The sequence below is a fragment of the Burkholderia sp. MBR-1 genome (assembly GCF_013822785.1).
Classification (GTDB): Bacteria; Pseudomonadota; Gammaproteobacteria; order Burkholderiales; family Burkholderiaceae; genus Burkholderia; species Burkholderia vietnamiensis.
This window is the reverse complement of sequence record NZ_CP053612.1, coordinates 33370-45543: the sequence shown is the minus strand read 5'-3', so window position 1 is coordinate 45543 and position 12174 is coordinate 33370. Positions and strand designations below refer to the sequence as shown.

The following is a 12174-nucleotide window of genomic DNA, read 5'->3' as shown; positions in this document are numbered from 1 at the left end:
TAAAAGCATGCTAGACCTAGTGGATATTCGGGAAAGCATATGGATCTCGCATGCCCCCCGTTATCGAGCTTGCTCAATAGTCGGATACGCCCCCTCCAACTTCACTTGGTCCGCCTCGTAGCTCGCCAGACGTTCCCGAAGTGTGGCAAGTTCCCTTTCGACTACGGCAATTTGGTCGCGAGTATGTTCGGTGGCGAGGTTAGCGTTTCGTTTGGCCCACGCGACGACCGTGACCTTGTCAATTGAGAATGTGTTCTCATACATCATGGCGCCGTCATGAGTTACGTTCGGCCATCCAGGCTCCTCGCATTGCTTCTCGATGATGTCACCGCCTTCGTACGTATAGACGGGAATCGCCGCAGCGAACAAGTCTCCCGCTCCAATCAGCGTTACGAGTTCTTCTGGAGCGGCATCCAACAAGCTAGGGTAGTTTTCCCTCAGGAAATTGGGGAACGTCCTGTTTTCCTGAACTTTGCCGGTACACGGCTCGATAGTCACAAGATTAGGCACGTATCCGGAGCCAATGCAGATCCCGTCACTCGTAACGTGAACATGGTGTCGAATGCCAAATTTCTCCTTCAAGGCTTTCCATCCCATCTCGGTCTCCTTGCTGCGGTCACGCAATTGCCAACCCGGCCGTTCGGGTTACCGTGAGATACCTCTCACGGCTCCCCCTCGGGGTGGAGTGTGGCGAGGGGAAGTTGCACAGCTGATGTTCCCATCCCTCGCGCAATCTCGGAAATACAAAATCGGAATTCTTCGCGTCCGTTCGAAACGATCTCTCCTCAGCGGTGGGCCAATCTCCGTATCGTCGACATCATTCTCCGCAACAACTCACTTTTCATTTGCATTGCGAATTACATAAGCGAGTCTTTCCCGCTCTGACTGCCAGCGATTTCCCTGACGTAACGTCAATACCCGAGCCAGTCCAGAACTTCCTGCCCGAGGTATTCTTCCCGATCTCCGACTTGCGCCAGGAACGCTGCGAAACCGTCGCCACAGTCGCAGTCGTGCCGATCGATCTCAGCTTTTGCTTCCGCGCGCGTGAGGATCCATTCGCACGCGTCCTCGTAGCTATATGCCGGCATGACTTACCCCATCCCGCGAAGCAAGCCGCGAAGGACCAATACCACACCCACGCCAATCACGACCGGGAAGAGGATGTCATATGGGATCAGCGGCTCGAAGGCGTCGAAATGTGGCAGACCATCGACCTCTTTGAGGCCCCGATACCCGATGAAGGTCAACAGCAGACCCAAGTAAAACCCGAGTCCAACGCGAGCCAACGCAGTGGCGATCCTCTTCATTGTGGCGTCCCTTTAACGGCGTACCCATCCCGCTCTTAGACCGCGGTGGTGAAAATGATCATATGCGATGCCCGCCGGATGGTCGTGCGATCGTCATCTATCGCAACGCCAGGCATGCCGACGGGCGCGACGTCCTCCACCAGCTCTTCCGCATCCTTCTTCTCTGCCTCGCTTGTTCAATGGGTCTTTTCATCGCGTTGTCTCGCTATGGCGCGGCCCTCGTGCATTAGAAGAGTTCGCCCTGGTCAGGGAGTTGCGTGGGCGTGCTCAACACACCGCGCGCCCGCATTTTTCGTCGCTCTGCGAGTGCACGGACTGCCCTTCGCAATCGCTCCGCCTCCGGCTCATCAATCACGCCGGCGCCAACGTCGACCTGCCCCGCGTGCTCGAGGCAATAGTCGTAAGTGTCGAAGCCACCGAGGTTGCCCCGCGCCTTGATATGCAACCAGCCCCGGCTCTCGGCATGCAACCGACAAAGTGGAATGTCGCACGTGTACGCTGGCGCGATCTTCGCGACGGCATACTGTGTGCCTTCCTTGTCACGACTGTACCCGCCTACCTGCCATCCGAACTTGAAGTCGCATAGCAGTGTGGCCGGCACGTCGCAATAGAAGCAGGTCTGTTTCGGTAGGCGCTTCACGGCTCTTCCCCCCGAAGTGCCCGTGCGATTCGCCCTCCCCACTCTTCTGCGGGCCCCCCTCGCGTCTGCGCATCCTGCAGCGCAACGAGCAACTCGCGCCATCGCCGGATCAGTTCATGCGCGCCGCGCAGGTTGGTCTCCGCGCGAGCCAGCTTCGCCTGCAACGCTCGCTTCTCATCAACGAGTGTCCTGTATGCCTCGGTGTGCCCCTCGATCTCGCCAGCCGCCTCGTCAAGGTGGTTTGCGGCAACCTCAAGGCCGAGCATCCGTATCCCCACCGCTGCGCCTCGTAGTATCTCTGGGTCGACCGATTGTTCCGTCGGGCCATGAATATCGCTTACCATTTCGCCCCCATTCCGCCGAGCCGAACAAGGTAGCTGCGCGCCAGTCCGTCGAACAGCTCACGTGTAACTCGGACACTGTCCAAGGCACGCACCATAGCGAGCAGGTTGCGTCGGTGGGTTTGCACAATCCAGCGTTCGATATCGGCCGCCTCTTCTGGCCGCGGCGCGTATGGCTCGACCGGTGGGTACTGCTTCGGTCGCGCTGGATCCGGTTCGCTCGCAGGGGTAGGTGCGGGATCGGCGAACATGTCGAACTGTGTCACCACTCGCCTCCCAGTCCGTTTAGCTTCAGCAAGACGTACCGCGCGTTGTGTTCGTCTGCATTCGCGCGGTGCGTGTGGCCGTTCGCGCGCAGCTGATTGATCCGACGCGCCATGTTTGTGAGGTAAAGCCTCTGCGTCTCTCTGGTCCAACGGTCAATCAAAGGTGCCGTGCGCGATTCATTGACTTCCTGTTGATTTCCGGAGCTCTCAACCGCGATATGCAGCGCACCCTCGATTGGGTTATTGAACATATCGACCTGTCCACTCATATCGAAGCACCCGCTGATGACTGAACGCTTTCGAGCGGTAGATGCGCGAATGAGCGTCGCGAATCGTTGATTTCTACAACGATCAGGGCACCTAGTTTTTCGTATTTGTTCATGACGAGGCTCCGGGGCGGGCGGCGATGGCGTAACGCGCCACGTCATTCGCAAAGGCGTATAACGCGTCATCGCTTTCGAATCTCCATCCAGTTTTGCCGGCCCATTGCATGCCATGCTTGCCCCCAAGATCGAGAACTCGTCCCCATGGGATAACCTCTCCCGTCACCTCGGCGCGCGGCTCCGGCTGCGGTACGCCGCACGTGGTCGACGGGCAGGTCGGATTGATTGGACAACCGTGGCACTTCTGGCGCGGCTCCGTTTGGCCCGGATGCAGGTCGAGAACGGCCGTGAGGATTCGATGCGCTGGATTTGCTGGCTGTATCCAGCGAAGCGCGTGCTCGATGTCGCGGCGCACGATGTCCGTCAGCACGTTGTCACTCGGCATGGTTGGCCCCTTCAAAGTGCGTCGCGCAGCATTTCGATCTCGTCGATCAGCGCACCGAGATCGTCCTTCGTTTCCTGAGCCGATCGAGACTGATCGGCCCAATAGCGCTTCACGGCTGCCAGAAGTTCTTCGTAGGTCATGATTGGCTCGCTCCTTGGAGAAGGGCACGGGCCGCCACGAATCTGCCCGTCGCCCTACGTGCGCCAGAACGATGAGGCCGCAGCCAGCTTTCGCGCCACCAGACAGTGGTCGGCAGTCCTTGATCCGGCCTGTTGACGCGTACGGCGTACGCATCCTCCTCACCCTCAAATTCCCGACGTCCGTCTACCACGCCGCATTCCCTTCGGCACGCGATCTCTACGGTCTGGCCGATGTAGAACGTGAATTTCTTCATCATGCTTTTCCTTCTAGCGCGCCTCATCGCTTGTCTCCATCGATAAGGTCGCGAGCGAAGCCAAGACCACTGGTCGGGCCAATGCCGTGCTTCGCGGCCATATCGATGATCCGCTGCTCGTCCGTCAGCCCGACCCGAGCGTCTGCCTGCGCCCGGTAAAGTTCCACTTCGAGGCGGATCACCTGAGCGGCCCGCTCGACGCGCTCGATCGCGTTCAGGTTTTCGTCTGCATCCGCCGTGTCGTCACCGACGAGCGTCGTATAGACGTCCGCCAGCGCCTCTGACAGTCGTTTCGCGATGTAGGCATCTTCGTTCCGCGCGTCGTCTGGCGTGGGCGGCTGAAACTCGTCCATCAGCGCGACGCGAAGTGCGGTGCGCGTGTCGCTCGTCGCGTTCTCGTGATACTCATCGACCAGCGCGAGGATGCGCTTCGAGCGTGCGATCGCGTCGCGCGGTTCCGTCAGCACGTTGTCATTCGGCATGGTTGGCTCCTTGGGTGGCGCTTTTCTTCTGTGCCAGCTTGTGCTGCGCGACGAGGATTTCCCATTCCTCGCGCTCGATGAGGCGGCACCCTTCGAACTCTGCGCGAAACGCCGCCTCTCGCTCGCCGACTTCGTAGCCGCGCTCGCGGTCCGCGCGCACCTCTGCCTCGACGTCGGGGATCCACATCGCATACGGGCCGTCCGTGCTGAGCCACAGGAACCCGCATTCCGACAACGGGTATCCGATTGCGCGCCAGCCCTTCGAACCGCCAGCATTACCGTAAGAGACCGACAACGGGATGCCGAACGCGTCGGCGATGACGCCGGACGAATTCACATGTCCCTTCTGCGCGGCGAAGCGCCTCGCCCACTCGGTGCCTTTCTTCGGGCGACTACCGTTCTTGTCGGCCTTCGTGAATTCCGGGTGTGGCGTGCTGCGGAATCGCACGCGGCTCACCGTGCCGTCGTCGCGACTCGACCAGTATTCGTCGACGCCGAGATCCTGCAGGAGCGCGCGGTTCGCGGCGTGCACGCGCTGGCGCTCGGCGATGTGTTGCTTGACCAGTTCGAGCGCGCGGCCGCCCTCGATCATGAAAAGGATGCGTTTGAAATCAGTCACGGTTGGCTCCTTGGAGAAGGGCCTCGCCATCGGTTCCCGGTCGCATGTTGGTTTCGCCGCGCATCGCCTTGTTCCAGTTCGCGCACGCGGCGGCCGTCGTGATGACGTGATGCTCGGCCTTTTCGGCGTCGCACATAGCTGCTGCATGGAGTGCCTTGCCAGCAAGGTATCCGACAAGCCAGAACCAATCAGCAGGCGACTTTCCGGCATCATGTTCGCTGCCCCAGCGCTGCCGCTGGTGCTCGGCTTCGATACTGACCGCGCGCAGGAAGTCGTCATCTTGGGGTGTATTGATGATTGCGTTGAGGCGGCCGATTTCGGCGCGCAGCTCGTCCGTCAGCCCCTCCCGATCAGAGAGAGCGGCGCGCGGTGTTGGCGAGAACAGCCAGCAGTTCCAGCCACGATTTTCCGAGCGGGCGAATGCAGCGCGTGCGGCGTCTTCCGACTCGTAGACGTTGGTCGAGGCTTCCGCGTCGTCGAACTTGAGCAACCAGACCGGCGCGCGATCGCCGGGTGTGCAAAATTCGCCAACGCCACTGCGCGGGGGATCATCGAACGCTTTCATCGCCTCCAGAGCGTCTACCTGCGCGGGCTGCGGTGCGGCGGTACTGGTCAGCACTTCGAGGTCATCGACACGCAGCTCCTTGTCTCCATCGAGCAGGTAGATAACCTCCTCGGGGTCAAGCCAGCGCTGTTGCTTGTAGGCGTACAGGAAGGATGTCACGCGGGCATGGGCGAGCGCCGTGCGTTGTTTGCCGTGCTGGAGCGTCGCCACCGCTTCCGCCGCCACTTGCTCGGTGACTTCGAACGCAACCGCTTCCGCCGACATAGCCGGTGACCGCGTAGCACCGGGTGCCGCCGGTAGCGGCATCCAGTGGGAAGGCATCCAAGAGGCACCAAACACCGTCCACGTTCCTTCGTCGGATAGGCCGCCCACCTTCATGCGCCAGTCGTTGGCATGGTCGACCTGCACCGCTACCAGCACGCCTTCGCCTCGGGCCGGAAGGCGGTGAGCCACCGGAATCCAGCTCGCTCCTTCCGCCCCCGTCTCGTTGGCCAATGCGGTGCGGGCTTCGAGTAACTTGCGAGCCGCTTCAAACGCCGCTACTCGACGGCTTGCCGCCATCGTGCGTTCGACAGGATCAACGTCGTTCGCATCTTCGGCGTCGGAGATCATGCGCCAAGCCTCGGCCGCGTCAACGCATTCCTGAAGCGCTGCCGTCGCGCCGGCGATCTCGAACGCCGCCCGCTCGTCCGCCGGCGAGGGTGCGGTATCAAGCGTTGCGCGCGCCTGTTGCGGACCCACTCGCCCCATGCGCGCCTCATGGCGAGCATAGAATGCCCGCGCTTCCGGCGAGATAGGCTCGCTGATCGGCGCTGCTGCGGACTGCTCGACAGGGGATGCAGCGAGGGCTTCGTCCAGCACTTCGACGGTGAGACGCACCCGCTTTCCTTCGTTTCGGTTGCCGTCAGTCACCTTGGAGTTGATCAAGACGTCCGGGCCGTTACCGAAATGTGCGGGGTGTCTCGTTTCCCAGTCATCCCATTCGACACGGCGGGAAAAGATGTGACCGCCGCCGGGCGGACAGCAAACACAAACCTGCTTTTCCTCTTCGCTGCGCATGAAACGCACGGTCCCTTCGATCGAATAGGCTTCGCGCGCGTCCGTCAGCGCATCACCTCGGCTGTTTTCGGTGGTCATGCGTCGCTCCCGTGATATCCGATTTCGTCGTCCATTTCCGGCTCGATTGCTGGTTGCCAGTAGCCGCCGTACTTGTCGCAGTCGACGGCCTGCGCGATGCCGTACTGACCGATCGAGACGAAGCACTTTTTCGTCGATCCAGACCACAGCACATTCAGCGGAATCGGGCCAGAGTCGAGGTCGCCCGTCCAATGCCAGTAAAGGCCCTGTTCGGTGGGTGGCTCTTTCGACCACTTCTGAACGGTGTGTGCCGGAGGCAAGATCGGTCCGGTAAAGATCGGCCATACCGGATTGTCGGTTTCAGGGCAGTGCGTTTGCATGTGCCAGCGCGTCGAATGCACCACGCTCGTGAGGAGGCTCCTGAGCGGCAGATTCCGAGCGCTTTCTTCAGCCTCGAACCAAGCCGTCGGTTCCGCCGCCATAGCGGGCGAGCGGGATTCGAGTTCGCGATCAATGCAGGTCAGGCAGACGTATCCGCCCATCCAGTCGATACGGAGCGGCGTGTGCTTGTGCATGCCACAACCCGCACACGCGGTCGCCTGCTTGCTCGCGTAGGAGAACCCTTCCGCCCCGACCTTGCTTTCCGCCGGGCTTGTCCTATCGTTCATTTCCTGTCCTTCCGACCACGCGGGGCCGTTGTGAATTGGGTATGCATCAAGTGCCATCGGGAAGTGCCGCAAAAGTCGGGCGAGCCCAATATCGACTCGTTCGGCATCTACTTCATTTGCCCGCACTGTCGCCGCCGGAATCAGCTTGAGAGCCTTGGCCTTCAGCGGGGTGAGCTTGTTCTTCGGCAGACGGGGAAATAGCGAGCGAGCGGGAGAGGGCCGTGATTTTCGCGCCGCGCTGCATCCAGTAATCGACGTCGGAGCGTGTCGTGCGGAACATGAGCGGGAATCCATCAGCCTCGACCATCCACGCTATCGGCTTCGCCCCTTGCGCCCACGTCTCGTTGGCAAATGCGATCGCGGCGGTCCATGTCTTGCGGTGGTAGTCCCATGCTTCCTGAGATGCCCCATCGATTTCGGGTCGCTCGTAGCCTTGATGACGCACGAACGCAGCCCCCTCGTCCGTCGTCTCGTTGGCAGAGGAGGCGCGGTTCGCCCACGCGACGATCATCTTGCAGTGCTCGTGCTTGCGCGCGATGTCACCGTATCCGGTGTAGTCGTCGCCGAGCACCTGCAACCCATACGGCATGTCGCCTTCGGCCGGAGCTTCCACGAAGCAGTCCAGTAGCGTGCCGTCCAGCGCGCGATGCTCGCGTACACGCCAGCCCAAGCCGGTTGTCGCCCGCTCGTCCGCCGGTGAGGGTGCGCGTTCGAGTGCGCGATGAAAATCGTGGTGGCGCTGCTGTACGGGCGGCTTGATGTTGTCGTCCATCCATTGCTGGACTTCGCCGCCGCTCCACATCTTGCGCAGCACGGTCGGGAAGCGCGGTAGATCTGCGACAGCCGGTGCATGGGCAGGGATCGCTTTGTACTCCTTGACAGAAGCACCGGCGTCCCGTACACGGTTCGCTACGTCAGGTCGCGTCGTGATCTGGCCATGCGAGCCGTGATTGATCCACCACACCGGCGAGGGCACGCCATCAATCGGCACTGCTGCGAGCTGCTCGACGGATGATGAGAGAAGGGCTGGAACGATAGCGCGGTCGATCAGGTCGTCAATGGTGCTCGATTCGTAGTAGTCGAATGCGCGAAGGATGCACCCCTCCGGCGCGCGGATTCCTTCGTCGGAATCGAGCTTGCCGAAGTATTCTGACAGGGCTTCGCGCAATGCTTGCCGCTGATCGGCCCTCAGTGCATCAGCGCGGCTGTTGTCGGTGGTCATTGCGTGGTCCTCGGTAATTCAGAAGGTCTGCGGCGCGACCGTTAGCGCGATGGCGATCGGTCGGACCCAGACTGGCGTTGACGACAGTTGGAACGTCTCTCCTGATTCAGCGAGCAGCAGAGTCGTGCCCATGCATTCGCCGATCGCTTCCGCAGCTTCGGGTGGCACTGCGTTACCGATACGCTCGCGCCACGCCTGGTCGGATAGCCCATCGAGCTCGAGGTATTCCTCCGGTTCAACGAGCGACTGCAGCACCGCCATGTCGAGCGTTGTAAATGGCCGGTGCCACGTGCCGTCGAGCGCGCGGATCACTGCTGTAACCTTCGCGCTCGGGGCGGGTAGCCGCGGATCAGCAACTGACCACCGCCCGTTATCGTGGCCCGCGGCCGCGGATACTGCGCCGCTAGGTCGGGTCCAGTCGACGACCCCGTAGTGACCTCCGGTAAGATAGGCGTCGCCGGTCTCGCGGCTCATACCTGGACGTGGGTCGGCGACCGCGTATGCACCCTGGCCGCTGTCGCTGCGCGCGATGACCGTGCCCGCGGGTTTATTAAATCCGGTGACACGATACTTACCGGCACCTTCGAAGCCGGTTAGTGCGCGCGGATCCGCAACAGCCTGCGCTCCCGCGCTCGGCCCCGTACCGCCGGTAATGACGCCCGCCGGGCGATCGAATGGAACGATTCGGAAGCAGTTGTTGTGCTTCACACCCGTGCGTGGGTCCGCCACGCTGAAGGTACCCTGCCCTGGCGACGTCGCGCCAGTGACCACGCCCGAAGGTTCGCCCCAGTTCAGGACGCCATACTGCTGGTACTGCGCCGCGTCGGCGGGGCCGCGCGGATCAGCAATCGAGAAACTGCCGTTGCCCGGTCGGCTCGCACCTGCGACTACACCGCATGGCTTTTCCCACTGGTTCACTCCAAGCACGCCGTTGTGCATGTCGGGCACGATCAGGTAGTCACGCAGGTGGCCATTCTCGACGGCCAGCTTGTTCAGGCTGCGCCAGTCGCTGCCGGCTTCAACGAATGCGAGCCGTACCCATGTTTTCCATTGCAACTGCGGAATGCGGTGCATCGGGCCGGCCGCGGGATCGCCCGGGAGCGGCATCCTCCCGAGTAGCGTTCCGACGCCTTGCAGCCTTTTCTGCTCGGGCTCGTACAGAGACGCCGGCACTTTTGCTACGTGGCGCGCGACCATGAGATATCGCTTACGGCTCTGAGCCATCCCGCGCTTTGCGATCCGACCGCAGTCGTGCGTTGTCTCGTTTACTGCATAGCCGTAGAACGCGAGCAACTGCTTGATCTGTTCGATCAAATGCCCCCCGCGCTGGGCAATCCGGGGCACGTTTTCAAAGACTATCAGCTCCACCGGATCGTCCTTCCATGCCTCGCACATGAGCCAGACGCAGCGCAGCGTCAGCTCGTTGAGCGCTTGGTACTTCGGCGTCTGTGCCTTGCTTTCCGGCAACAGCCCTGACGCCCCCTTGCAGGGCGATGAAATGAACACGCAATGCGGGTGCTCGTAACCGGCCGAGCGCCGGACGTCATCGGGTGTCGCCTCGCGCCAGCTAGGCGGCGGTTCCTTTTCGTGGTACGCGGTGTACTGCCCGCGCGTGAATAGGTCCATCACCGTGCACGGCGTTCCGACCAGCGCCTTGAAGTCTCGCGCAGCGGCGGGATCGTTGTCGACGCCGCCAATGCAGCGCCACTTTGCGGTGAGATTGCCCACATGCGAGACTGCTTTCGTAAAACCCTTCGCACCACCACCCAGGCCGCAACAGAATCCAAATACGTTGTATTCGCGGGTCAACGGGTCACGCTTCATTCTGCTTCTCCGGTTGATCGAATCGATAGCCAAGGCTTCCAAGCTCCTCCGCCAGCGCATTTTCAAGTTCACCTGAGCATTGGCTCTTGCGAAGCGGCCCCCAACTCGCGAACTCCTTGAGTTCGCTCGCCGACAAGAGGCGGAGCTTCCTCTGTAGCCTGAGGGCGTCGATCGTCATGTCGTGATCTCTGTTCGGGTAAAAAGCGGGGCGCTGTACGAGCCGCCCACCAAAGTCCGCCGTGCTATCCGAGGGCCACTACCTGCACGACGCTGAGAGCCTCATTGCAACGATCGGTCCGCATCTTCGTGACACCAGTCGCCGCAGTGGGATTCAGTATAGGTGCGTTTAACGCACCTAGCAACTGTCCCGCTCGAGTGAAATCTGTTATCCCGAATCCTCCCCAACAAGCGCCCCCGCTGACCCACCACCACTGGCCTCGCGCAAAGCGAGCATCCTGGTTCGAATGCCGATCGGGAACCTGGCCAGTTCAGCATCCGTATAGCTCGAGGGATCGCGCATTCCGTCCGGCAGTCGCGCCATCTCCGCGACCCGAGTCGTTTTCTCCTGAACGCGCGTCCGCCGGGCCTCGGCGATCTCGATTCCAAGGCTCGGTGTGAATGAATCGTCCGTGACTGCTCGCACCAGCGATCGGGCAAACGCGGGCACCCCCATGCGGATCGAGCCTTTGGCGATCGCGCCCGCGCATTCATCAAGGACCGCTTGCCGCTTGTCGTACGGGCACTTCGACAGCCACTTGTCCAAGCCCTTGCGCTCATCTCCATTCAGCACCGGGGGATAAATCAGCGGGGCGTCAAAAAGCGTTGGACCGCCATTCGGCGATTCAGCGTTCGGGTTTGAAGTTGATTTTGCTTTTTGCTGATTTTTATTCGAACTACTACTACCAGCCAGCTTGTCCTGACCAACACGCGTCGAGTTATCCACAGGGGCCTGTGGTAGTTGTAGTCTTTGAGTAGTATTTGTAAACGTAGTCTCTGTATACTCGAGATCGAGATTCTTCATTTCTGAGAGATTCAGATTCTGGATCTCTACAGCTGCAGACTCTTCACTTCTGAGAGATTGAGAACCTTCATTTCCCAGAAGTGAAGGGTCTTCATTTCTGGGAAATTGAGAATCTTGATTTCCCAGAGATTGAGATCCTTCATCTCTCAGAGATGGAGCTTCGTCAGGTCCTGGCACCGCCGCGCCCCCACTGGCTTTGCCTACGTGCGGTGCGGCGCCACGCGGACCCGCTACCATCGGATCAGCAGTATCGGCAACATCTATCGCGCGCCGAGACTCATAGCCAATCAACGCATCAAGCGCGGAGTCTATCAAGTCGTGATTTCGATAGTAATAAGTCAATCGAGCGACACGGTCGACTACACTGATATAGAACTTCCCCTGGAATTTGTCGCCTGATGCGTCGCGGTGCTCCGTCCGAGACTTATAACGGACGCCGATATTATCAAACGCCGTTCTGAATTCGGCCGCACTAAATCCGAGTTCTTCGTGCCAGCTTTCTCCCTCTTTATATGCAGCTTGCCCGTGCGCAGGCTCGAGATATTTATAGAAGCCATTTGGATAGCGCTCGAACCAGTAGTCGAGTTGCTGCATTAATATGCAGCCCGCAACCGTTTTTGCGAGCGGCATTATCTCCTTGACATAAGGAATCGAACTCCGCGTAATCTGCAAAATTCGGTTACGCATCGACCACCCCAGTCGCGGGAATGTGCCAAGCTGTCGCCGAGTGGGATCGACGTTCGAGGCGCCCGATATCCAGTTCGCCACCTTTACGCCGGTCGGCCTGGCCGTGCTCATCCCTCACTCGGAACGGTGCCGATGAACAATCGACGTTGCAGGTACATTGGCAGCAGTGGTCGGGATCAGGCTGGTCGTTGAACCATGTCCCGCTAGCTATAGCCCCATCTGACGTCAATCCATGCGACCTGCCCGCCTCGATTGCGAACGGCCATCGCCAATTGCGGCCGACAGCATGCGGT

Annotated in this window: 15 protein-coding genes; all 15 read right to left on the bottom strand. The window is 60.7% G+C overall.

Going from position 1 to position 12174, the window contains the following annotated elements; genetic code table 11:
- Positions 1–60: 60 nt before the first annotated feature.
- The gene (locus tag MBR110_RS29850; RefSeq protein ID WP_181709932.1) at positions 61–597 is read right to left on the bottom strand and encodes a hypothetical protein; all 537 of its coding nucleotides are present in this window, start codon (positions 595–597) and stop codon (positions 61–63) included.
- 494 nt (positions 598–1091) lie between these two features.
- The gene (locus tag MBR110_RS29845) at positions 1092–1307 is read right to left on the bottom strand and encodes a hypothetical protein (RefSeq protein ID WP_181709931.1); all 216 of its coding nucleotides are present in this window, start codon (positions 1305–1307) and stop codon (positions 1092–1094) included.
- Between the two features lie 226 nt (positions 1308–1533).
- A complete protein-coding gene (locus tag MBR110_RS29840) occupies positions 1534–1947 on the bottom strand; it encodes a hypothetical protein (RefSeq protein WP_181709930.1) in 414 nt (137 codons plus the stop codon).
- Complete coding sequence (locus tag MBR110_RS29835; RefSeq protein WP_181709929.1) at positions 1944–2291, bottom strand: hypothetical protein; 348 nt, start codon at positions 2289–2291, stop codon at positions 1944–1946. Before MBR110_RS29835 ends, MBR110_RS29840 begins: the two co-directional genes overlap by 4 nt.
- Before the next feature lie 259 nt (positions 2292–2550).
- Entirely contained in the window at positions 2551–2823 is a 273-nt protein-coding gene (locus MBR110_RS29830; protein WP_181709928.1) for a hypothetical protein, read from the bottom strand.
- Positions 2824–2932: 109 nt separating this feature from the next.
- On the bottom strand, positions 2933–3322 hold the full coding sequence (locus tag MBR110_RS29825) for a hypothetical protein (protein ID WP_181709927.1): 390 nt from the start codon (positions 3320–3322) through the stop codon (positions 2933–2935).
- 11 nt (positions 3323–3333) lie between these two features.
- Complete coding sequence (locus MBR110_RS32420) at positions 3334–3462, bottom strand: hypothetical protein (protein ID WP_258570034.1); 129 nt, start codon at positions 3460–3462, stop codon at positions 3334–3336.
- Positions 3463–3739: 277 nt separating this feature from the next.
- Positions 3740–4198, bottom strand: a complete 459-nt coding sequence (locus MBR110_RS32555) for a hypothetical protein (protein ID WP_309486128.1) — start codon at positions 4196–4198, stop codon at positions 3740–3742.
- Complete coding sequence (locus tag MBR110_RS29815; protein ID WP_181709926.1) at positions 4188–4847, bottom strand: hypothetical protein; 660 nt, start codon at positions 4845–4847, stop codon at positions 4188–4190. Before MBR110_RS29815 ends, MBR110_RS32555 begins: the two co-directional genes overlap by 11 nt.
- The gene (locus MBR110_RS32415) at positions 4810–6519 is read right to left on the bottom strand and encodes a DUF551 domain-containing protein (RefSeq protein ID WP_258570033.1); all 1710 of its coding nucleotides are present in this window, start codon (positions 6517–6519) and stop codon (positions 4810–4812) included. The genes MBR110_RS29815 and MBR110_RS32415 overlap by 38 nt, the downstream gene beginning before the upstream one ends.
- The gene (locus MBR110_RS29800; protein WP_181710060.1) at positions 6516–7127 is read right to left on the bottom strand and encodes a hypothetical protein; all 612 of its coding nucleotides are present in this window, start codon (positions 7125–7127) and stop codon (positions 6516–6518) included. The genes MBR110_RS32415 and MBR110_RS29800 overlap by 4 nt, the downstream gene beginning before the upstream one ends.
- Before the next feature lie 112 nt (positions 7128–7239).
- A complete protein-coding gene (locus MBR110_RS29795) occupies positions 7240–8349 on the bottom strand; it encodes a hypothetical protein (protein WP_181710059.1) in 1110 nt (369 codons plus the stop codon).
- Between the two features lie 18 nt (positions 8350–8367).
- Positions 8368–10173, bottom strand: coding sequence for a DNA cytosine methyltransferase (locus tag MBR110_RS29790; protein WP_181709925.1), 1806 nt, complete (start codon positions 10171–10173; stop codon positions 8368–8370).
- Positions 10163–10351, bottom strand: a complete 189-nt coding sequence (locus MBR110_RS29785; protein WP_181709924.1) for a hypothetical protein — start codon at positions 10349–10351, stop codon at positions 10163–10165. Before MBR110_RS29785 ends, MBR110_RS29790 begins: the two co-directional genes overlap by 11 nt.
- Positions 10352–10558: 207 nt before the next feature.
- Positions 10559–11992, bottom strand: coding sequence for a hypothetical protein (locus tag MBR110_RS29780; RefSeq protein ID WP_181709923.1), 1434 nt, complete (start codon positions 11990–11992; stop codon positions 10559–10561).
- Between the last annotated feature and the right edge of the window lie 182 nt (positions 11993–12174).